Genomic DNA, 22624 nt, shown 5'->3' with positions numbered 1-22624 from the left:
AACCCAACCCAACCCAACCCAACCCAACCCAACCCAACCCCTTACTTTTACAACTAAGGAGCCAGTCTGCTTTGCACATGGCACACATCTGATGACATCATTAACAACAGATGGAAACTCAGAAACAGAACATAAACGTAATACGCAGAAAGTAGAAGTCTCCATTAGAAACCTCAATTAGAAGTCCCCATTAGAAGTTTCCAAAAACCTGCTAAAGTAGAGCCAATGAGATATAACACTCTTCCTGAAAATTCTAACGATCACAGATGAGCTTATTTGCATGATTTTGAGTTGTCTGAAATTCTAACGATCACCAGGGAGCTTATTTCAGCAAAAACACGTAAAATAGGCCTGTTTCCACACCAAATGACCGAAATAAGCTCTCCTGAGATCGTTAGAAAATAAAAAGGTAAGATATACGCCAGATAGCGTCTCTGGTGATCGTTAGAAAATTTCTGCTCATAGTTTCGCGCAAGACTACGGGCCGTTCCATCATCCACAGCAAAAAAACGTTGAAACGATGTGTAGCTATCAGGGATGATGACTAACTGAGCCCATTGGAATCATATTTAGATATGTAGATGTGTAAAGCAGGATATATAGAGCATTAATATCTCAGCACATTGCTAAGAAACGTTCACACATAATGTGACACATCTGAGACACATCTAACATGACACAGGGGAGACTCATTCACTCATAAATTAGCCGCGAGTAAGTAATCATTAACAAAAACCTAGATACTCGATGCCAATCCACCTACCAGCTACTACGGATCAAATGCAATCGTTACACTACGGAAAAACGTGTGCCCAGCACGCCAGCACCGCATCAAGGAACAACGTGTGCCAGCACGCCCAACCCCGCACCCTAACAACGTTGGCGCTATGTGTCTAACCGCTATTCCACGAAGTCACGTTCACTATGTATGTGATACGCTAACAGTGCATCTTTGAGCTTCATCCGCCCAGCCGAGCCACATCTGAGCCATCCGCACCCCACCCCACCCGTTTACGTTCGTAGAGCATACGTTCGATACCGCTGAATGCCGCTCGCAACATATATAATTTCTTGATCTAACAGGCTGCGGAGGACTCTTCTCGTATGTGCGTCAGAGATTCGCAGATGTGTTGCCAATTCCAAAGGTGTAAACGGCCGGATTATACGTCTCGCATACCGCACGGCCTCAGCATCCAGCCAGTTGAGGGATGCGGGTGCATCTGAAGCCATAAATTTACCCATGAAAGCGAGCACCAGTTGCTGACACTGTTTTGGCTCGTCTTTAATAGAGAGATAGGCAATCGGCAGAAAAATCCAGTCATCTAACGTAAGCAGACAGTGTCGCCAGCATAGATCTTTGAAACGTCTCACATCAAGATCACGAGCATGAGGCCCATAACCCTGAATCTCAATACCGCCTTTCACACCGTTCCCTGGTAAGTAGGCAAGATCCAGATAACGATAACCGTTGTGAAAATCTCGAACTTCCCACTCGGGATGCAAATGGTTGAAATTTTTCATGACGGGAAACCAGACGGAGCGCAAAAATTCCAATGTACCATGTTCAAGCCCATGTTCAATCCGTGATCGAACGCGGGGGTTGGTTTCTTTTGTGAGCAGAGTTCTCATCCATTCTTCATATGCTTCATCAAAGTTTTGGATTATTGTACTCATGGCATAAATACCTCCTAGATAATATAGCGGCAAAATGTAAAAAGCCGCTCTATTCATCTCCATCCTCCTTATAGGAAGAGTAGAAAATGAACAAAGCGGCGTGTGCTTCACGACCAATTAGGTGCTATGAAAGTAGCTTAAATTAGAAAGTAGTTACTATCCTTGTACTTCTGCACTAATTACAGTGAAGTCCAAGTTAAATTACTGGAAGTTCGAAATCTTCTTATAACACATAGGCCCGGTCAGAATGATGAGCATTCAGATTACTCTAAATTCGGTGTCTCAAATAAGTATATCTCACACCAACTATTCAGAGCAACGCTTATACAAAATCAATTGATTTAGCAATAAGTCTTTATATCAATTCAGGAATATCACCATTTTTGGAGAATCCTATACCTGACACAAGTAGAATCTCACAGGTTAATATCTTACATTTATCAAGCACCTTACCCGTTCAGGTGAGATTCCTCAATACCCCGTTCTACACGTTTATCACCTTTTTTACGAGCAAACGTGATTTTGAGCAACGGTGGAGTGACAAGTGTAGTTACAATGACCATGATCACGACGCTGGTAAAGTATTCAGGATCAAGTAAACCTGACGCAAGTCCAGTCGAGGCAATAATGAGCGCAACTTCACCTCTGGAGATCATGCCTGCCCCGATGGCAATGGAAGAAGAACGATCAAAACCGGTTAAACGAGCACCTGCACCGCCACCAAGCAACTTGGTAATAATAGCAATTATACTAATGACCACAATGAGCCAAATTTGAGAGCCAACACCTTCAAATGTCACATTGAGTCCGATACTAACGAAGAATACAGGTACGAAAATACTGTAAGCAATAGGTTCGACCTTATGCTCAACTTCGTGTTTAAAGTCCGTTTGAGAAATCGCAATACCTGCTGCGAATGCGCCAATAATGCCTGCAACGCCCATCCACTCTGCAAAGTAAGAGAAACCAAAGCAGATGATCAAACCCGCCGTTATGACGGTCTCCGTTACTCGGAGAGGAGCCATCCATTTCATAATGCGTGGCACCAGCAACCAGCCGGCCGCAATGATGATCACAAAGAATAACAGCTTTTTACCAATCAACAAGCCGATGGAGACATCTCCGCCGCCTGTTCCGAGCACACTCATCATAACAGCGAGCAAAACAACAACAAGTACGTCATCTACAACAGCAGCCCCTAAAATCGTTGTACCCTCGCGGGAACTAAGCTGGTCCATATCCTTCAACGTTTGTACGGATATACTTACTGACGTTGCACAGAATAATAATCCGAAGAACAATGCATGGGTCTGTGACATGCCGAAAGCAATAGCTGATCCATATCCGCCGATAAATGGTAAAATGATACCCCCGACCGCCACAGCAAAGGCTGCCTTCCAGTTTTTCTTCAATTGTTCCAGGTCAGTTTCGAGACCCGCAATGAACATAAGTAATAATACCCCGATTTCAGCCATGTAATGAACGAAATCCGTTTGCTGAACCCAACCGAGCAATGCAGGCCCAAGAACAACACCCACGATAAGTTTTCCGAGTACGGACGGCTGGCCTAATCTGACAGACAGATCACCAGCAAGTTTGGTGAAGATCAAAATAAGTGCAAGAACTAACATGAATTCCATAGCAGACTCCTTCCAACTGTAGCGTTTCGTGTAGGTTTTCCTAGCCAAGAGCCCCTTATCCTAAGGGGTGAAAACAAAAAAAGGCATAAAAGGGCAACGAAAAACGTGCCGTTCCAAGCCTTAAAAAAGACAAAGGAGGGCCCTTGGTGACAGGCTCCTCCAATTTCGAACGCGTATGTGATTATTTATATTAATTATAACACAAATTAGAGATATCGTAAACATGCGGTGAAGGTAACAGACCCTAAAGACTTATGTTGTAAGGATAAATCCACTTAAGCTGAGTGATTTACACAGCGATAACGATAACGTAGTAAAATTATAAATGACTGAGCAGCTTTTGTTCAGAGTGTTGTCACTTAACAGCCCTGATTTACCGAGATATAATGATATAGAACACAGAAAGTTAGGATATGAGGAGGACTTTGCATTGGCTAAAAAGGAAAGAGGGGACCTGAACACGTCATCGAATCAGATCACCCCGACCAGTAATAAAAATTTCGCAGGTATCATTATTACCATCTCCATTCTTGCTAACGTTATCATCTTGTTGTTGTTTTTCGCACCATCGATCGGGTACAAAGGTGAGGTTACGTTCGACATCACCGTGTTGCCACGCTTTAATGCCGTGTTTAACAGCTTTACCTTTATCTTTTTGCTGGCTGCGCTGATCGCGATTATCAAACGTAACGTCAAGCTGCATAAACGCTTTATTTTGGCGGCATTTTCAACCACGCTGCTGTTCCTAGTCACGTATCTGACGTTCCATTATCTGTCTCCGGAAACGTCCAAGTTTGGTGGCGAAGGCATCGTTCGTTCGATCTACTTCTTCATTTTGATCACACACAGCATTCTGGCTGCCCTGATTGTGCCGCTTGCGCTCTTTACGCTCGTCTGGGGCTGGACAAACCAGTTGCAGAAGCACCGTAAAATCGCACGCTGGACGATGCCGATCTGGTTGTATGTCAGCTCTACAGGTGTAGTCGTTTACTTGATGATGGCACCGTATTATTGATTTCTTTACGTCATTAACCATTGGTATGATGAATATTGTTTGTTCTGAGCGGAAATGGCGTTCTGAATGGGTTATATTCACCAATGACGCATACGCCTAAGATGTATAATTTAGCTGGTTCTTCGGGTAATGTATCCAAGGAAGGAGGGGCACGTGATGTACAGAATAGTGTTGATTCGCCATGGACAGAGCATGTGGAACGTGGAAAACCGGTTTACGGGCTGGACGGACGTGGATCTGACCGAGGATGGGTATGGTGAAGCGCGCAAGGCCGGAAAAATCCTGAAGGAGCAGGGGTTTGATTTTGACTGTGCCTACGCGTCGGTGCTGAAACGTTCCATTCGTACACTGGATATAGCGCTGGATGAGATGGACTTGATGTGGATTCCGATTGAGAAGACGTGGAAGCTGAACGAGCGCCACTATGGTGCGCTGCAAGGGCTGAACAAGCAGCAAACGGCGATGAAATACGGGGAAGATCAGGTTCACGAATGGCGTCGTTCGATTAACGTTTCCCCGCCAGCACTCGATGAGAACGATGATCGATATGTACAGGATCTGGACAAGTACAACCGCCTTGGCTGCACGATCCCGCGTACGGAGAATTTAATGGACACGTCCAAACGGGTGCTGGAGTACTGGGATGCAGAGATTAAACCGATGGTTTCTTCGGGAAAAAGGGTGCTGATCTCCGCGCATGGCAATACGCTCCGTTCACTTGTCATGCATCTGGACCAATTGTCCGAAGCAGACGTGATGGCGCTCAACATCCCGACAGGCATTCCGCTGGTCTACGAGTTGAACGAAGAGCTGCACCCGACCGGTCATTTTTATCTGACAGCCGATGGCTCGACCTACAAGCATGAAGAGATGAGCCAAGTAGCCCGACCATCCGACTAATGGCGAGGGGTTAGGTCAATAGCAATTCAATAAAACGATGAATCCATATGATGCCTATAAACTCATATGGATTCAAAACCAAGCCCTGTATCGCTCATATAGACTCACGTTACGGAGCATAATAACCGAGCAAAAGATGATCACCGAACCATTCTTCATTTCGGTAATCATCTTTTTTGTACTGCCGAATCGTAATAGCCGGGTGTGCCAGTTGGAGAAACATTTTATTTTTTTACAGGCATGCTTGGATATCGTTTCGTTTGTGCTGGATCGGGTAAAACTCAAACAAGACACGATGTACATGAATCCAGAAGGAGGAGAGCTACATGTCGAAACGTAAATTGCTTATGACGGCGATTGGAGCTGGCGTGACGTATCTGATGAGGAATAAACAGGCTAGGGACAAGGTGATCAGCACCGTATCCAATATGGTGAAAAAAAACGGATCATCTTCAGCCCGTACCGCTAGACCGCGGGTAGAGGTTAGCAACCAAGATTGGAGAAACTAAGCAATACCTCGAATAACTTGAGTTACACAAAGTTAAACATATAAGTAGCTTGCATGTACGTACTTGCTACTTGCAAGCACATATGGTGATTGAGCACATCAAAGAGACCTGGGACGATTGTTCCGGGTTTTTCTGATGTGTTGTCTAAGTATCACTGGAGATCGCTTCCTATGCGATTTTTTCCATGAAGAATGTTACAATGAATACTTGCAGAACGTATGGAGAGGAGATGCACTTATGGAAAAAGGTCAAACGGGCACTTCGATGAAAAAAAATCGTTTGGGCACATCTGAACTAATGGTGGGGGAGATCGGACTGGGCTGCATGTCGCTTGGAACGGAACTAAAACCTGCGGTGGAACTGATTCACGAAGCGCTGGATCTTGGGGTTAATCTGCTGGACACAGCTGATCTGTATGATGCCGGTCGGAACGAAGAGATCGTGGGTCAAGCGATCAAAGGGCGCCGGGATCAAGTCATTCTGGCAACCAAAGTGGGGAACCGCCGTATTCCTGGCAAAGAGGGCTGGTCATGGGACCCGTCCAAAGCTTATATTAAACAGGCCGTGCATGAAAGCCTCAAACGACTGCAGACTGATTACATTGATTTGTATCAGCTTCATGGTGGCACGCTGGATGATCCAATCGCTGAGACCATTGAAGCCTTCGAAGAGTTGAAGAAGGAAGGACTTATCCGAGACTACGGCATCTCTTCCATTCGTCCGAACGTGATTCGGGAGTATGCAGAGAAATCATCCATTGTCAGCGTAATGAACCAATACAGTGTGCTTGATCGCCGTGCTGAAGAGGAAGTTTTACCTTTACTTGAGCAAAAAGAAATCAGTGTCATCGCTCGTGGTCCCGTTGCCAGTGGTGTACTGGCAGCATCCGGAACAGCAAAGGCGGATAAAGGATATTTGGACTACACGCCAGAGCAGCTGCATCACATTCGCCAAGGTCTGGCTGGAATGGTCACCGATGATCGCAGCATGGCACAGACAGCGATCCGTTATGCACTTGCGCATCCGGCGGTTGCAGCTGTCGTTCCAGGAGCCAGCTCCAGAACGCAATTGCTGCATAACATTGCGGCTGCTTCTTCGGCGCCGCTCACCACTGCCGAGATTCAGTTCATACGGGAGCATAGTCCTGCCAACCGTTATACGCAGCATCGCTGAGGGGCAGGTTGCCTGTTTTCAAATGTAACTATTTGAAGTACAATAAAGACAGGCAACAGATGCAGCAAGATGAGTAGCCTGAACTATGAAGTGCACCAAACTCTACACAAAGTACAACCATTAACTAGAACGATATAAGGAGAGAAAAGATATGGAAAGAATTCAAAGTGAACAGCAATACCGCGACCTGATTAACTCCGACGGTTTAACGGTCATTAAATTTGATACAACCTGGTGCCCGGACTGCAAAAACCTGGACCGATTCATCGGTGACGTTATTGACCAGCATACCGACAAAACCTTCTATGCGCTGGATGCAGAAGAATTCCAGCCGTTTGCGGAAGAGAATGGCGTACGTGGCATTCCGAGCCTGCTCGTGTTCCAGAACGGTAAAAAGCTTGCACATCTTCACAGTAAATGGGCCAAAACCCCTGCCCAAATCTCCGAGTATCTGCAGACTCTTGAATCCAAAGTGTAAGCTGATGCTTAGCAAACCCCTGCTTGTCTTATGACAAAGCAGGGGTTTTTTTGAATTGTGATCGCTTCGTTGGCGTTACAGTTTAACAAGTTTACTTCTTGTTGACTTGAGATTGACAAGCAGAATGCTTGCAATAATCATGATCAGTCCGGCAATCAGGTTGAAGGTGATCGACTCTCCAAGAAACAGCACACTGCACAGCAGAGCAATTAACGGAATCAGAAAGGTGAAGGAGCCCACCTTGCTGGCTTCCCCGGAACTGACAAGTTTGAAGAACGCAAGCCATCCGAGAGCAATGACAAATACAGAGATGAACAGCATATCCAGCACAAAAGGCAGCACCCATTGTATGGCATTCCAGTTCTCTGTTGCCGTTCCCGTTAATGTCAGAATCACTCCGCCAATAAGAATCGGAATGGCTGTCATCCAGATTCCGTCCACTTTGGCTGAAGTTTTCTTCATATAGATCGTGCCTGCAGTCCAACTGATGGCACTGAACAATCCCAGCATGACACCTTCCGGGGACACTTTCCCAGTCATGCCACCGATGCTGATCGTTGCTACGCCAGCAAATCCGAGCACTAGTCCTATTATCTTCATGGCATACATCGTCTCACCCAGCCACAGCCATGCCCCAATGCCCAGCAGGACAGGCTGCAGGAACACGATGGAAGAGAACAGTCCTGCGGGCACTTCGGTCAGACCGACCGTCTGGAAGCCATAGAAGAAAGTGATGTTAAGTACGGCAGAAATGGCGTAAATATACCATGTTTTACGAAACTGAATTGTTTTGTACCGAGGAAATGCGTAAATGCTAAGAACCAGTCCAGCAATCAGCAGGCGCATTCCGGCAAACAGAAGGGGTGGTGTATAGTTTAATGCGTATTTGGTCAGTGGCCAGTTGATTCCCCACATGAGAACCAGAAAAGCCAAGATGTAGCCTGCTTTTGAACGTGATAAAGCCATAGATTATCTCTCCTTCAAGTTATATGCGAAAGTCTGTTGAAAGGCAAAGGCCAGTACAGTTAGTTTTTCATCTGAATCAACCCATTCGAATGTTCTTTGGCCATTGTATTTGCCAGTCGTTGATCGTCCGTGTTCACCATGATACAATAACAAACGTAATAATTGAAATGCATGTTATTTATGAGGAGCATACCAGAACTGTTATGAACAATTCACAATTACAGTTGTTTATTAAAATAGCCGAGACGAGAAGTTTCACACGAGCCGGCCAAGAGATGAATATGACGCAGCCTGCGGTGAGCCGTGCCATCTCCTCACTGGAGAATGAACTGGATGTTTCGCTTATCATTCGAGACCGACGTAACGGTATTATGCTGACCGATGTAGGGCAACGAATACTAGTCATTTTCCGCAGAATTTTACAGCAGTATGATAAGGTACAACAAGTAGTTGCTGCGGAGAAAGGGCTGGAGATTGGAACCATTCGCATCGGTTCTTTTCCGATGTCCTCGGCTCATCTATTGCCTCGAATTATTCGATCTATCCGTGATCGTTATCCGCAGATCGAATTCGAGTTGCACGAAGGCAATATTGTGGAGATTCAGCAGTGGTTGCATTCGCGTGTAATTGATGTGGCTTTAATGATTGCAACGGAGCAGGAGGCGGTAGAACTAAACTATGAGACAATGCCGCTGTACAACGAAGAGATGCTTGTGGTATTCCGTGAGGACGAGACGTTTGCTGATCAGGACATACTGGATGTGAAACGGCTAAGCGGGCAGTCAATGATTATCTGTAACGGTGGTTATGAGATGCCTATTGTAGATCTATTTGCCCGTGCGGAAGCAGAGCTTAGCATCGGCTTTATTGTTCATAATGTCAATACGTGTCTAAACATGATCGAACAAGGATTGGGAACGGCCATATTACCTGCCATTTCTTTATCATGGCTTCCACCTGGTGTTAGAGCTCTGCCAACGGAGCCGAAAGCCTATCGACCCGTTCAGCTTGCTGTACCTTCCTTTGCGGAGGCTTCTCCAGCTTCGCGCTTGTTTGTGGAAACGGCATTACAATTGTTCGGACAGTAGCAGTAAAAATCTTGTTTAGAATTTGTTCAGTATCGTTCGCTATACTTAATAGAACAAACTGAATATTGGAGTGAACAAGAGCCACATGAGCAGAGAGATTATAGATGAGATGCACCAATTAAGCCACAATGACGACCGCCGATATCACTTGTTGATGATGGGGGTTAAACAAATGTTACATGAACAGAAGATGAACAGATATCGCTGGCTGGGGAGACTTAAGGAGCGGAGAAGACAACGAAGCATTCAGGCAGACCGTTGGGAGTAACGATCAACTTCCTGAACATGCCGTAGAAATACAATGGTACATTTACATATGAAGTGATAGCAAAATGGCGGCCCGGCTTCCGTGAGGAAGATAGGGCCGCCATTTTCCAATTAAATCAACTCATCTGTTTGATGTTTGATATGAATTGAACGGTGTTTACACAGATTCAATTACATCATCAGGATCACAAAGAATACAGCTGCCAGTACAAAGCGGTACACAGCGAAGACGGTCAGGCTCAATCTTTTCAAAATAGACAGGAATGTCTTGATCGCCAGCATGGCAACGATGAATGCGGCGATAAATCCGATCGCAAAGATCAGAAAATCATCGCTGTTCAGATGATCGATGCTTTTGTACATATCATATCCCGTGGCACCAATCATGATTGGAACGGACACGAGGAAGGTGAACTCTGCCGCAGCTACCCGGCTGATTCCGGCAAACAGGCCGCCCGAGATCGTGGAGCCGGAACGGGAGAAGCCCGGCCACAACGCCAAAATCTGAAACATACCCACAGCAAACGCTTGTTTGTAGGTAATATCGTCAACGTCATGTGTGGTAATGCGTGAGCTCTTATGGCTCCAGCGTTCAGCGACGATCATCAATATACCACCGATCACAAGGCTGTACAGTACGGTTTGCGGACCAAACAAGTGAGCCTTGATCCAGTCCCGGAACACGAGTCCGATGACAACGGCAGGAACCATCGCCAGAATGATATGTCCCAGATTGAGGCGGCGGGAATACGGCCTTTTGCCTCCAGTGAAGCGAAACATATCAATGAATTTGTTCCAGTACAGTACGACAACAGCCAGTACAGCACCAAGCTGGACAACCACCTCAAACGTTTTGACTGACTCGTTGTCCTCTGATAGACCCAGCAAGTGAGCTGTCAGAATCATGTGTCCGGTAGAGGACACGGGCAAAAACTCAGTCAAACCTTCGATGATGCCCATAATAATGGATGATATAAAGTCCAATTCTCTTCCTCCTTGAGATGCAGATGACAGCCATAAGGCTTGTCCTGCTATAACGATGTCTGTCCTTTCGAACAAGACTATCCTCTATTATGCTCAGAATTGCCTCCCACTTCAACTCTATGCTTGTAACCCGTTGTTTAAAACTATATTGACAAAAACCTAGTTATCCCATAGGATATACATTAACTGACTGACTGATCAATCGGGAGGGTAAAAAGCATGGCCAAAGTCAACGGTTTGGGACCCGGAGAAGAACGAAGGGACCAAATTATTCGTATAGCGATGGAACGATTCGCAACTCAAGGGTATCATCAGACGAAAATCTCTGATATTGTTCGCGAAGCTGGAGTCGCTCAGGGAACCTTTTACTGGCACTTCAAGAGCAAGGAAGCCATTGCTTCCGAGATTTTGTTAACGGGCAGAGAACAATTGCTTGAAGCAATCGGGCAAGGGTACCGGAAGGATGCCGGGTCGGTTGAAGATATGGTGAAGGCCTCGGAGAAGCTGTTTACCAACTTGTTCACCTTTGCAGCGCAGAACCGATATTTCATGGAGTTGTTGCTTAAGGGGATCGTGACCGAAGAATCCGTCCAGAGGCTAGTTGAAGAGACTCGCAATGCGGTGGAGACAGCATTCCGTCACAATATGGAGCGTGCCATCGAACTGGGGATGCTGCCAGCAGATATGAATGTACCCTTACGCGCGGCATTGCTTGTAAGCATGATCGAGGGCATGATCTCGCGCTGGTTGTTCGGCTCAGAGGAGCTACACGGCCGTTTCGCGGAGATGAGCGCTACTGAATTGGCAACTGAAGCGGCGAGTTTTGAGTTTTACGGCCTGCTCGGTACATAATGTCGGCAAGGCCTGGGGCTTTATTTTACATTTAAAAGAGGCAGCAAGGCTTCATATTTAACACACTTCTTCACATGATTAAGCCAGTCACAGGGAATAATGGAATCACCAAGAGAACATAAGATGAATGAGAGGAAGTTAACGTCATGAACAACACATATGGAACTAAAATTCGCAAAGGGTGGTCACTCACCGCAATTCTGCTCATGGTTGTGCTTGTACTAAGTGCGTGCGGCAGCAAACCAGCGGCGGAGAATGGCAATACAAACAATGCAGCACAGTCTGGCGGCAACGAACTGGAGCAGATCAAATCAGCAGGTGTCATGAAGGTCGGCATGATGGGTACGTATCGTCCATACAACTTCTTGAATGACAAAAAAGAAATGGACGGATTTGATGCGGATATCGCACGTGAAGTAGCGAAGCGTCTTGGCGTTAAGGTTGAGTTTGTATCTCAGGAGTTCTCCGGTCTGACACCAAGTTTGCAGGCGAAAAAGCTGGATGCGATTATCAGCCAAATGACGATTACGGACGATCGTAAAAAAGTGCTGGATTTCAGTGATCCGTATATCACCAACCAGGTCAAAATTATTGTTAAAGAAGACAACAACCATATTACGAAACTGGAAGATTTCAAAGGCAAAACGATTGGTGTAGGTTTGGGCACAAACGATGAAACATACCTGCGGAACGAAGTGCTGCCCAAAGTCGGAGATTTTACAATCAAAACATATGATGATGTGATCTCGTCTCTGAAAGACCTGAACGCAGGACGGATTGATGCCACGATCAACAACCTGTATGCTTTGAAGCCCATCGTAGATGCAAATGGATTCAAAATTAAAGCTGTAGGCGAAGCAATCAAGAGCGACCAGGCAGGTATTGCGGTACGTAAGGACAACCCTGAGCTTGTAGCCGCACTGAACGATGCACTGAAAGGCATGAAGGATGACGGCACGTACAATACCATTTTCAAAAAATGGTTCGGTGAAGAGCCTGCGCAATAATGAACCGGCAAGGCGAAGGGAAGTCTGATCGATGGAACTGATATTCGAAAACATCCCCTTCTTTCTGAAGGGGGCTTATTATACGCTTTATGTCACGGTGATTTCTATGTTTTTTGCCTTTATTATCGGGGTGCTGGTCGCTATTGCCCGGCTTAAAGGACCGATGTGGTTAAGGCTGATCGCCAGATTTTATGTATCCATCATGCGGGGAACCCCGCTGCTGGTGCAATTATTCGTTATCTATTACGGGCTTGTGGATTATGGCGTAACCCTCGGGTCACTAACGGCCGCTTGTCTTGGGCTCAGTCTGAATGCGGGGGCGTTCCTGTCGGAAACGTTCCGAGGTGCGATTCAAGCTGTACCGAAAGGGCAAACGGAAGCGGCATACGCTACGGGTATGACTCCGGCTCAGGCGATGAGACGGATCATTTTCCCGCAGGCTGTGCGCATTGCCATTCCACCGATGGGCAATACCTTTATTGGCATGCTCAAGGAAACATCGCTAGTCGCTGCAATTGGCGTTACCGAACTGTTGCGTTCTGCACAGCTCCTGGTATCGCAGTATGCGCTGAATATGCCATTTTACCTGGCGATTGGTGTCATTTATTGGATTATGAGCATCGGCTTCTCGGCCATTCTGGAGCAAGTAGAGCGCCGGCTGGCCCGGGCTTACTAGAGGGGGAGAGAAGCGATGATTACAACAACCGGACTAACCAAACGTTTTCAAAATCATGAAGTGCTCACCAATATCGATATGCATGTAGATGCCAAGGATATTGTCGTTCTGCTGGGTCCCAGTGGCTCAGGCAAAAGTACCCTGCTACGCTGTCTTAATGGACTGGAACAGTTGTCCGGCGGACAGATCGAAGTGAACGGCGTTGTAGTAAACAGCGCAGATCCGCTGCGCGTTCAACGTGCCCGGGTGCTGGAGATTCGTCGCCAGACCGGCATGGTGTTCCAGCAGTTTAACCTGTATCCGCACAAGACCGTGCTTGGCAATGTCATGGAAGGTCTTGTGACGGTGAAAAAAATAAAGCGGGACGAAGCCGCTGAACGCGGACGGCTTTTGCTGGATCGTGTAGGACTGTCGGATAAGCAGGATGCCTATCCTTCCCGTTTATCCGGTGGACAACAGCAACGCGTAGCCATTGCACGGGCACTGGCAATGGAGCCGGAAGTGATGCTGTTTGACGAACCGACCTCGGCCCTCGACCCCGAACTGGTTGGAGAGGTGCTGTCGGTCATGAAAGAACTGGCGCAGGAAGGCATGACCATGTTGGTCGTGACACATGAGCTGAAATTCGCCCGGAACGTGGCGAACAAAATTGTTTTTATGGCGGATGGCTCCATTGTGGAGACGGCAAGCCCCGAAGCCTTTTTCGAACATCCGGCGCAAGAGCGTACACGCCAGTTCCTGCGGCAGATCACGGAATTTTAAACCACCCGGTGAGTGGAAGGTTATTCTGTCATCGCAGTGTATGTGTAAACTACTATAGAAAGAAGGAAAACATCATGAATGTAACAACAGTATGGAAGGGAAAACGCGCGTTTACCTCCGAAGGACCCTCAGGGTATGCTGTAGGCATGGATGCCACAGCGGCATATGGCGGTGACAGCCAGGGCGCTACGCCGATGGAATTGTTACTCGCCGGCCTTGGTGGTTGCATGGGAATCGACATCACGATGATTCTGGATGCTTTTCTGGACAAGATCGATTCGATTGAGATTGAAGCACAAGGCACACGGAGCGAGGATATGCCAAAAGGTTTTACGTCCATTGACCTGATCTTCAAAGTGGACGGGGACATCCCGGATTACCGGATCTGGAAAGCCATCCAGATGGCTGAAGAGAAATACTGCGCCGTTTCCGCATCACTGAGCGCAGATATCCATCCGAAGCTGATCCTCAACGGCGTGAGCACACCGCGTCCTTAAAAAGCTTTAATTTCACTTTCACTTAAGCTTAAGAACAACATCAGATCTATTGATAAATCTAACGTTAGTTTGAATGAAAAGACACTTCCAATCACGGAAGTGTCTTTTTAGCTTGGCATATTTTATTGAATCCCACTCATGTACCTATAACAACTCAGGTCCATATCTCCACTTTAATGTCGAATCGAAGGCCGCAGTTATATGGTATGATGGATGCGCAGGTGAGAATGAACTCTTCGGATGATCGCAAGTTGTAAGCGCTTATACAAGATGACGGAAGGTGCGGATATGTTAAAACGGCTGATTCGTATTACAAATGATCTCAAATTAAAGCATAAATTGCTCATTTCCTACGTGCTTGTTGTCATGGTTCCCGTCCTGATTATTGGTCTCGCGGTGACCAGTTATTTTCGTCAGCAAGCGCTGGATAATGCCATTGGGCAAACGATCATCAATGTGGATAAAATTAAAAGCCAGACGGCAACGATGCTTCGCGTACCTACAGACATATCCAACTTGCTCATGTTTAACACCGATCTCAAGGAGATCGTGAATCGACAGTATAAGAGTGTGGTGGAGCTGACCTCGGCTTACCTCGCATATAAAGATTTCCAGGAATATCGGCGGCTATATCGGGAAATTACGGGTATACGTTTTTACTCGACGAACCCGACATTGATCAACAACCTGGAATTTATTCCGGTCAATGAACGAACCAAGCAGAGTTACTGGTATAAAGAAGCGCTGAAAACAACGAGCATCGGCTGGTTTTACATCCCTGGCAACGAAGACAATCCGGTTCACCGGCTTAGTCTGGTACGTAAAGTTCCTTTTGCCGAATATAAGACCGAAGGTGTGCTGATGATCGTAATCAATCAGGAGGAACTTAACGGTTTGCTGCGCCAGGAGCAGTTCGAGACACTGATTACCGATGAGCAGGGGTACGTTGTTGCAGCGAAAAATACGGACCTGGTCGGGAAGACGCTGGGAGAGCTTGATTTTGGCGTAGACCTCCAGAGCCAGCCTAAGGGCACCATTGAAGCTGATTTCCAGGGGGAACCCTCGAATATTGTCATTGATGAATTGGGGCCGGGATCGAGCTTTAACAAGCTGAAGGTTATCTCGGTGTTTGCGACCAAAAATATCGTAAAAGATGCCAACCAGATTAGTCAGATCGGCATGATTTTTATTACCATGGTGCTGGTGATTGCGTTGCTTCTGGTGTACATTATTTCATTTCTCACGTCGAACCGGCTACTACGCCTCAGTAAACATCTGAACAAGCTGGCTCTTGGAGATTTGAACGTCACTTCGCGCATTGACGGGAACGATGAGATCGGGCAATTATCACGTCAGTTCAACTACATGGTGAAAAGTATTAACGAACTGATGACCCAGGTGGTCGAGACAACGGAGCAGAACAACCGATTGGAAATCGCGCAAAAAGAGATTAAACTGAAAATGATGGCCAGCCAGATTAATCCTCATTTTTTGTTTAACGCGCTTGAATCCATTCGTATGAAGGCTCATATCAAGGGAGAAGCGGAGATTGCGAATATTGTCAGGTTGCTTGGCAAGCTGATGCGGAAAAGCCTGGAGATTGGCAGCGGCAAAACAACGTTTCGCGCAGAACTGGAAATGGTACGTTCTTATCTGGAGATTCAGAAGTTTCGGTATGGGGACAGGTTAGCCTTTGAAATTCATCTCGACCCTGAGGTGGAGAGGATGTATATCCCGCCTTTGATTATTCAGCCGATTGTGGAAAATGCTATTGTGCATGGATTAGAGAACAAAGAAGGAACCGTGCGGGTGCACATTCTGATATGTATGGTGGATCGTATGGTCACGGTACAAGTGAAAGATGATGGAGCGGGCATCACGCCGGAACGACTTGCAGAAGTGATGCAGTTTGTCAGCGGTCCTGAAGAAGAGGAGAAGAGCCGGATTGGCATGCGCAATGTGCATCAGCGTTTGACTTTGACGTACGGGGAAAATGCCGGGTTACAGATTAACAGTGTGTACGGGGAAGGAACAGAGGTTTCTTTCACCTTGCCAGCAGGAGGGAACCAGCATGTATAAAGTATTGTTGGTAGACGATGAACCAAGCATTCGCGAGGGATTGACCACGATTATCGATTGGGAAAAATACAGCTTCCAGGTCATGGCTACAGCCGGAAGCGGGCGCGAGGCCATCGCCTGTTTCAACGAAATCAAGCCGGACCTGACCATTATTGATATACGGATGCCAGGCATGACTGGCCTGGAAGTCATCGAAGAGATCCGTCAGCATGAACCTGATGCACATTTTCTGATTTTGAGCGGTTATGCTGACTTTGATTATGCCAAGAAAGCAATCAGCTTCGGCGTGGATGGTTATCTGCTGAAGCCGGTGGACGAAGAAGAGATCATCGCTGAACTGGAACGAATTGCGGGACAGCTTCATCAGGAACAGGAAACGCAGGCTCGCTACGCCGGAGAAGATACGGCATACAGAGAACATCAGATTGAGGCATTGTTATATGACTCTTTACAAGGTAAGGGGAGCGAGGAAGAGGACAGCCTTGGACTGCACTGGCCACAGTATCAAGTGATTTTGCTGGAGATTCATGCAACGCTTGATCTGCAGCGGGGGAATGAGATGAAACGCAAACTGATTGAAGCATTCGATCAGAAGGACAAAGGTATCGTATTTTCATATCATTCCGGCTTGGGGTTATTGATCAAAGAAGCGGTTACTCAGAATACCTCATCACAGAATCTCTATGATGAATTGCAAGCATTACTCGCAGAATGGAACATTCACATGTACGCTACCGCTGGAGAACCGGTACAGTCTACTACTGAGATTGCCAGATCATACACACAGGCGAGTAGCCTTATGGCAGAACGGTTCCTGTTCACAGAGCAACGGATCAAACGCTGGGATGAAGGGCGACTGTCTCCTTCAAGTGCGGAGGGTAACGGTACGGGAGCCCAGCCAGACGGCGCTCAAGAGCCTGATGAAGTTGAACTTGCGGACAAGCTGTATTATGCCTTGGACATTCGCAGTAGTGAATCGGTTATGCGTGTGCTTGGAGAGATGGAGGAGCGACTGATTCCGTATCATTGGACGGAGCAAGCGATCAAAACGGCATTTTCGCAGGTGTTCTCGCTCGCGTTCAATAAACTTGCTGCAGCGAATCAGCATATGCAAACCATTATGCAGGATCACTCCGTGCTGATTAATGAGGTGTATCATCAGTTCACGATGGCTGATCTTAAAGCGATGGCGGCGGAACATCTGGATCGTCTGATTCAGCGTATGGGCGGCGGCAGTACCGATACCGTGATGAAACAGATGATTGAGTTCATTCAACGGAATCCCGGTGAGAATCTCAAGCTGGAGGTTCTGGCCGAGGTGTTTAACTACAACAGCAGTTATCTGGGGAAATTGTTCAAGAACCACACGGGCGAGTCTTTTAACGCCTTTCTGGATAAAGTTCGAATCGAGAAAGCGAAAGCTTTGCTTGACGAAGGATTAAAGGTGCATCAGGTGGCTTCAAGAGTCGGTTATGCCAATGTGGACTATTTTCACGGTAAATTCAAAAAATACGTAGGAGAATCTCCTTCGGCGTATAAACAATCCAGATCCCAATCTCACACGAGAGAAACAAATCACCATGACAATGAAGAGGAATAAATAACCCGCGGTGGTACGGGAGTTCTTCATAATATAGTCCATGTACTTCCCCGAATAAGCAATGGTTTGTCCAAGCTGTACACCGTAGACTGATTGTACAAAGTACAAGAGTCCAGATGAAGGGATGGCTGCAGGATATGAATCGTACTGATTTAACGACTGTACGTCACACGATCAAGTTGAACGGAACATGGCATTTCCAATTAGCTGAACAGAGTGGAGAACGAAGAGAACGAGGAGAACGAGGAGAACGAGGGAATGCTGGGCCATGTAATCCTCCGCACAGGGATGATGTCTTGTGGAATACGATTCAAGTTCCGGGGTCATGGGAAGAGCAAGGATACGGGGAAGCGCCGGAGTACGCCAGAATCGACACATGGACCAAAATCCGGGAGTATGAGGGGGCAGCTTGGTATGCGCAGGACATTTATATTCCCTCTGATCCACAGAACGGACACTATGTATTCATACTTAAAGGTGTACGTTGGACATCAAGGCTATGGTTCAATGGGAACGAAGCGGGAGAACGAGATAGTCTGCTGACGGAACAGACGTGGGATGTGACCCCTTGGGTAAGGGCAGGAGAAATCAACCGTGTCGAGATTCGGGTCGATAACACGATGAAGCTTCCTCTCGCGGGCAGTCACATTCATTCATTACATACGGCTACGGCTTGGGGAGGTATTACAGGAGGAGCCTATTTGGAGAGGCAACCCATGCAGCGAGTACATACGGTGCGTATTGAACCCGATCCTGCTAACGGAAGGATAGCAGTTCGGTATACGGTTAATAATCCGGTTGCAGACTCAGTCGCACCGTTGCAGCTTCTAATCGATATCCAGCATCCGGATGGATCATGGCTTAAGCGAGAGTGTTTTGATATCGATTGTACTGGGAACAGTGCAAACACTGGAAGTGATGATGATTCCTTGAATAGCAGTGTTGAGAAGGGGTGGGTTACGGGGGGATGCCAGATTGCATTGGACTCCGAGAAAGCGATTGCCATGTGGAGTGATGAGAGGCCCCTCTTATATCGGGCGGTAGTCCAATTGCAGGCAGGCGAACAGAAGCTTGACCAGGTGGAGCAGCGGTTTGGCATGCGTTCTTTTGCATCCAAGGGAAAACAACTCGTCCTGAACGGAACACCAGTGTTTCTGCGCGGGTATGTGGACTGTTGTATCTTTCCACTTACGGGATATCCCGTTTGGGATGCACAGTACTATGTGAAGCAATTTCGCATAGCCAAGTCATACGGCTTCAACCATGTTCGTTTACACGGGTGGAGTCCACCGGAACCATTCTGGGAAGCCGCCGATGAAGAGGGCATGCTTGTACAGGCAGAGCTTCCCCATTGGTCACGTTTTTTTGAACAGCGGGATATGCCTGCTCCAGTTGAAATACGGACGTATCTGACACAGGAGCTGGATCGGTTGCTGGAAGCATTGCATCGCCATCCTTCCTTTGTCCTGTTCTCCCTCGGCAATGAGTTAATTGGCGCAAACGGGCATCCTGAACTGAATGCGCTTATTTCAAGAGCAAGAGATACAGATCCGTCGAGACTATATACGGATAACACAGGATTTGGACAACTTCCAGCTCAAGGCAGGGAGACCGATTATTTTATTCAATCATTCAACTGGCATCCCCCGCTGGAATCTGTATTGGCGGCGGTACCCGACACTACGCTGGATTATCATGCGGTTACACGGCTTGCATCACATCCGGTGATCGGGCATGAACATGCGCAATTTACGATGTATGTACGTCCGCAGGAACGAGAGAAGTATACAGGTGTCCTTCGTCCTACGTGGTTAGATCCTGTCGAAGAGTCGCTTACACGTAAAGGCATGATTGCAAAGCTGGAACAATATCAGCAGGCAACGGGCATCCATCTGATGCGATCCCTTAAAGAAGCGATGGAGCGAGTAAGACGTACGCCAGATGCTGCGGGCATTCAGCTACTGGATATCCGTGATTTCCCGGGACAGGGACATGCCACCACGGGTTTTCTGGATGTGTTTTGGGAAGATAAAGGGATAACCACACCGAATGAAGTGAAACAATTCAATGCTGAGGTGGTCATCCTTCTTGGCTCCAGAGAGCGGACATACTATGCTGGAGAACCGATCGAAATCGAAGTACGTGTATCCCACTTTGGCAAAAAGGTGTTGAAAAATGCTTCCATTCACTGGAGAATGGTTACGGTTACGGACGAACGGAAGCTTGCTGAAGGAGAATGGAGCTACGGAGATATGCCTTGCGGTGCGGTAACATCTCTCGGGAGTATTATGGTTAACTCGCCGGCCGAAGGTGTAGTTGCGTTTCGAGTGGAGGCTGAGCTACGTTGCGACCATGTGAATGATCCGCTGCATTCCGGTAATGCGGAGCATTCCACCGTTTACTCTTCCCATCGTTTAGCAACCGTTACGATAGCCCGGAATCAGTGGCATGGTTGGTCTTTCCCACAGATGAAGATGCAAAACGAACGTCATGGAGAGATGAAGCGCATCTGGAATACGGTAAAGGAACTACAGCCCCTACTCGCTGATTCTTATCATGATGCTGTAGATCATGTGAATGGCTTCCGATGGTTAAAGGAAAATCAGCATGACCTGTTGATCGTGAAGTCGTTAACATCCAATGTACTGGATCTTCTCTTGAATGGTGCAAGAGTTTGGCTTATGCCGGGTGCAACGGATCTGTATGATCCAGTGGAAACGAAGTACCTGCCAGTGTTCTGGAATTATCTCATGTTTGCCACACAGCCGGGGGCTACGATGGGCATGTATATCGAGAAAGAAACGGCTCTTCTCGGAGCTTTTCCGCAGGATGGAGCTTCGGATTGGCATTGGTATCATCTTGTGAATGGTACGCCGGCCATATGCCTGGATACCATGCAGGGGGCTACACCGCTGATCGAGGTGGTAGATCATTTCCACCGAGCGAAACGGCTGGCTTATGCTTTTGAGGCCAGAGCGGGGAAGGGGAGTATCCTGGTATCCTCTTTTCCTTTTACCGATACAGCCTTGATGAAGCGTCCGGAAGCTGCGTTTCTTTTTCAAGAGATGTTGTCTTATGCCCGCGGAGCGCAGTTTCATCCGGAAAGCTCCGTTACAGCCGCCGAATTGCTGGGGGGATTCAAACTTCAACCTATTCAATTCACATTGTGATAAGACACGAATCAAGACACTAGAGAGACCTGACCAGGTCTCTTTTTTTGATGTATAAAATGTGAAGTAAACGATTTCCGAAAAACGTTTTCGTATTTTAGTTAAAAAAGTTATTTTTTACTTCATATAGATTTTATAACACTAATAAGTATTTAATATCTCTAATTTTAACGGATAAATGTCTGATTTTAGAGGGGGATATCTAATTTCTATATGATTTTCTCTAAAATCCAGATGGTATTTTGAAAACGCTCTATCGATTATGATTATTTTATAAAAACAGAGGAGGGGGAACGGAGATGGAAACGCTAACAAAAAAATCCGCTTCCGCGAAAAGAGGCAGTGACTCCCAGCCGCCATTGAAGCCAAGGCGTAACGGAGTTTGGGACAGAATGAAACAGCAGAAGTATCTTTATCTTATGTCATTGCCATTCGTTGCTTGGGTTTTTGTATTCAACTATCTTCCGCTGTGGGGATGGACGATGGCTTTTCAAAACTATAAACCGGCTAGGTCGTTCGGTGAACAGGACTGGGTTGGTTTTAAACACTTTGTAGAATTGTTCAGTGATGACCGGTTCTATCTGGTGCTTCGAAATACACTTGCGATGAGTTTGATGGGACTGGTTGTCGGTTTTATCGTGCCGATTTTCTTCGCAATCCTCCTGAACGAAATGAAAGGCATGTTCTTCAAACGGGCTGTACAGACCGTATCGTACTTGCCTCACTTTGTATCCTGGGTCGTTGTCGCGGGGATTATTACCAAGATGCTGTCCACGGATGGAGGCATTATCAATGACCTGCTCATCGGTCTCAATATTATTGATCAGCCCATTCAGTTTATGGCCAAAGGCAATCTGTTCTGGTACATTGTAACCGCTTCAGATATGTGGAAGGAAACGGGCTGGAATGCGATCATCTATCTGGCGGCCATCACCGGTATTGACCAGGAACTGTATGAAGCATCCCGTGTAGACGGTGCAAACCGTTTTAGACAGATGTGGCATATTACACTGCCAGGTATCCGGACGACGATCTCCGTATTGTTCATCATGTCCATCGGACATCTGATCAGTATCGGTTTTGAGAAACAATTTTTGCTGCAAAACAGTCTGGTCCTGGATTACTCGGAAGTCCTTGATCTCTACGCACTCAATTACGGTTTGAATATGGGCCGATTCTCGTACGGTACAGCGATAGGTATCTTCAACTCTGTTGTCAGTATCATCCTTCTGTTCACGGCTAACGGTTTGTTCAAAAAATTCACCAAAGAAAGCATCATGTAGGGAG

The 22624-nt window shown here is 46.8% G+C and carries 22 protein-coding genes; 18 read left to right on the top strand and 4 right to left on the bottom strand.

Annotated elements, in window-relative coordinates; translation table 11 throughout:
• Window positions 1–181, top strand: a 181-nt coding sequence (locus tag Q9R46_RS25455) for a hypothetical protein (RefSeq protein WP_311282235.1), incomplete at its 5' end; no start/stop codon positions are given.
• A gap of 830 nt (window positions 182–1011) precedes the next feature.
• Here the strand turns inward: Q9R46_RS25455 and Q9R46_RS25450 are convergent.
• Together Q9R46_RS25450 and Q9R46_RS25445 are read right to left on the bottom strand one after the other, a co-directional pair.
• Window positions 1012–1674: a transcriptional regulator gene (locus Q9R46_RS25450; RefSeq protein ID WP_397386421.1), complete on the bottom strand. Its 663-nt coding sequence runs from the start codon at window positions 1672–1674 to the stop codon at window positions 1012–1014.
• A 449-nt stretch (window positions 1675–2123) separates the two neighbouring features.
• On the bottom strand, window positions 2124–3314 hold the full coding sequence (locus Q9R46_RS25445; RefSeq protein ID WP_311282234.1) for a cation:proton antiporter: 1191 nt from the start codon (window positions 3312–3314) through the stop codon (window positions 2124–2126).
• 430 nt (window positions 3315–3744) lie between these two features.
• Between Q9R46_RS25445 and Q9R46_RS25440 the strand changes: the two genes are divergently transcribed.
• The 6 genes from Q9R46_RS25440 (at window position 3745) to Q9R46_RS25415 (ending at window position 7389) form a co-directional block, all read left to right on the top strand.
• A complete protein-coding gene (locus Q9R46_RS25440) occupies window positions 3745–4329 on the top strand; it encodes a DUF420 domain-containing protein (RefSeq protein ID WP_397386420.1) in 585 nt (194 codons plus the stop codon).
• A 156-nt stretch (window positions 4330–4485) separates the two neighbouring features.
• Complete coding sequence (gene gpmA, locus Q9R46_RS25435) at window positions 4486–5229, top strand: 2,3-diphosphoglycerate-dependent phosphoglycerate mutase (protein ID WP_311282233.1); 744 nt, start codon at window positions 4486–4488, stop codon at window positions 5227–5229.
• Between the two features lie 136 nt (window positions 5230–5365).
• On the top strand, window positions 5366–5569 hold the full coding sequence (locus tag Q9R46_RS25430; protein WP_311282232.1) for a hypothetical protein: 204 nt from the start codon (window positions 5366–5368) through the stop codon (window positions 5567–5569).
• Window positions 5556–5738, top strand: a complete 183-nt coding sequence (locus Q9R46_RS25425; protein WP_145334771.1) for a hypothetical protein — start codon at window positions 5556–5558, stop codon at window positions 5736–5738. The genes Q9R46_RS25430 and Q9R46_RS25425 overlap by 14 nt, the downstream gene beginning before the upstream one ends.
• 264 nt (window positions 5739–6002) lie before the next feature.
• The gene (locus Q9R46_RS25420) at window positions 6003–6911 is read left to right on the top strand and encodes an aldo/keto reductase (protein ID WP_311282238.1); all 909 of its coding nucleotides are present in this window, start codon (window positions 6003–6005) and stop codon (window positions 6909–6911) included.
• Window positions 6912–7062: 151 nt separating this feature from the next.
• Window positions 7063–7389 (top strand): thioredoxin family protein, encoded by a 327-nt coding sequence (locus tag Q9R46_RS25415; RefSeq protein ID WP_145334774.1) that lies wholly within the window; start codon window positions 7063–7065, stop codon window positions 7387–7389.
• A 75-nt stretch (window positions 7390–7464) separates the two neighbouring features.
• Here the strand turns inward: Q9R46_RS25415 and Q9R46_RS25410 are convergent, their stop codons facing one another.
• The gene (locus Q9R46_RS25410) at window positions 7465–8355 is read right to left on the bottom strand and encodes a DMT family transporter (RefSeq protein ID WP_311282231.1); all 891 of its coding nucleotides are present in this window, start codon (window positions 8353–8355) and stop codon (window positions 7465–7467) included.
• A 203-nt stretch (window positions 8356–8558) separates the two neighbouring features.
• On the opposite strand from Q9R46_RS25410, the gene Q9R46_RS25405 reads away from it, so the two are divergent.
• Window positions 8559–9443 carry a LysR family transcriptional regulator gene (locus tag Q9R46_RS25405; RefSeq protein ID WP_311282230.1) on the top strand — a complete coding sequence of 295 codons (885 nt, stop codon included), beginning with the start codon at window positions 8559–8561 and terminating at the stop codon, window positions 9441–9443.
• Between the two features lie 85 nt (window positions 9444–9528).
• The gene (locus Q9R46_RS25400; RefSeq protein ID WP_311282229.1) at window positions 9529–9711 is read left to right on the top strand and encodes a hypothetical protein; all 183 of its coding nucleotides are present in this window, start codon (window positions 9529–9531) and stop codon (window positions 9709–9711) included.
• A 170-nt stretch (window positions 9712–9881) separates the two neighbouring features.
• Here the strand turns inward: Q9R46_RS25400 and Q9R46_RS25395 are convergent, their stop codons facing one another.
• Window positions 9882–10670, bottom strand: a complete 789-nt coding sequence (locus Q9R46_RS25395; protein ID WP_240037061.1) for an undecaprenyl-diphosphate phosphatase — start codon at window positions 10668–10670, stop codon at window positions 9882–9884.
• 243 nt (window positions 10671–10913) lie between these two features.
• Between Q9R46_RS25395 and Q9R46_RS25390 the strand changes: the two genes are divergently transcribed.
• From Q9R46_RS25390 to Q9R46_RS25350, 9 genes are all read left to right on the top strand, one after another.
• Complete coding sequence (locus Q9R46_RS25390; protein ID WP_145334782.1) at window positions 10914–11546, top strand: TetR/AcrR family transcriptional regulator; 633 nt, start codon at window positions 10914–10916, stop codon at window positions 11544–11546.
• 146 nt (window positions 11547–11692) lie between these two features.
• Complete coding sequence (locus Q9R46_RS25385; RefSeq protein ID WP_311282228.1) at window positions 11693–12553, top strand: transporter substrate-binding domain-containing protein; 861 nt, start codon at window positions 11693–11695, stop codon at window positions 12551–12553.
• A gap of 31 nt (window positions 12554–12584) precedes the next feature.
• Window positions 12585–13229, top strand: a complete 645-nt coding sequence (locus tag Q9R46_RS25380) for an amino acid ABC transporter permease (RefSeq protein ID WP_123065900.1) — start codon at window positions 12585–12587, stop codon at window positions 13227–13229.
• Window positions 13230–13244: 15 nt separating this feature from the next.
• Window positions 13245–13991 carry an amino acid ABC transporter ATP-binding protein gene (locus tag Q9R46_RS25375; RefSeq protein WP_311282227.1) on the top strand — a complete coding sequence of 249 codons (747 nt, stop codon included), beginning with the start codon at window positions 13245–13247 and terminating at the stop codon, window positions 13989–13991.
• Between the two features lie 74 nt (window positions 13992–14065).
• Entirely contained in the window at window positions 14066–14488 is a 423-nt protein-coding gene (locus tag Q9R46_RS25370; RefSeq protein ID WP_090924948.1) for an OsmC family protein, read from the top strand.
• A gap of 288 nt (window positions 14489–14776) precedes the next feature.
• Window positions 14777–16567, top strand: a complete 1791-nt coding sequence (locus tag Q9R46_RS25365; RefSeq protein ID WP_311282226.1) for a cache domain-containing sensor histidine kinase — start codon at window positions 14777–14779, stop codon at window positions 16565–16567.
• Window positions 16560–18167, top strand: a complete 1608-nt coding sequence (locus Q9R46_RS25360; RefSeq protein WP_311282225.1) for a response regulator transcription factor — start codon at window positions 16560–16562, stop codon at window positions 18165–18167. The genes Q9R46_RS25365 and Q9R46_RS25360 overlap by 8 nt, the downstream gene beginning before the upstream one ends.
• A gap of 137 nt (window positions 18168–18304) precedes the next feature.
• Window positions 18305–21337, top strand: a complete 3033-nt coding sequence (locus tag Q9R46_RS25355; RefSeq protein WP_311282224.1) for a glycoside hydrolase family 2 protein — start codon at window positions 18305–18307, stop codon at window positions 21335–21337.
• 299 nt (window positions 21338–21636) lie between these two features.
• The gene (locus tag Q9R46_RS25350; protein WP_145334795.1) at window positions 21637–22620 is read left to right on the top strand and encodes an ABC transporter permease; all 984 of its coding nucleotides are present in this window, start codon (window positions 21637–21639) and stop codon (window positions 22618–22620) included.
• Window positions 22621–22624: the final 4 nt, after the last annotated feature.

The organism is Paenibacillus sp. RRE4 (assembly GCF_031844205.1).
Taxonomy (GTDB): domain Bacteria; phylum Bacillota; class Bacilli; order Paenibacillales; family Paenibacillaceae; genus Paenibacillus; species Paenibacillus xylanexedens_B.
Note: the sequence above shows the minus strand (reverse complement) of the source record. Positions and strands in the feature narration are given on the sequence as shown.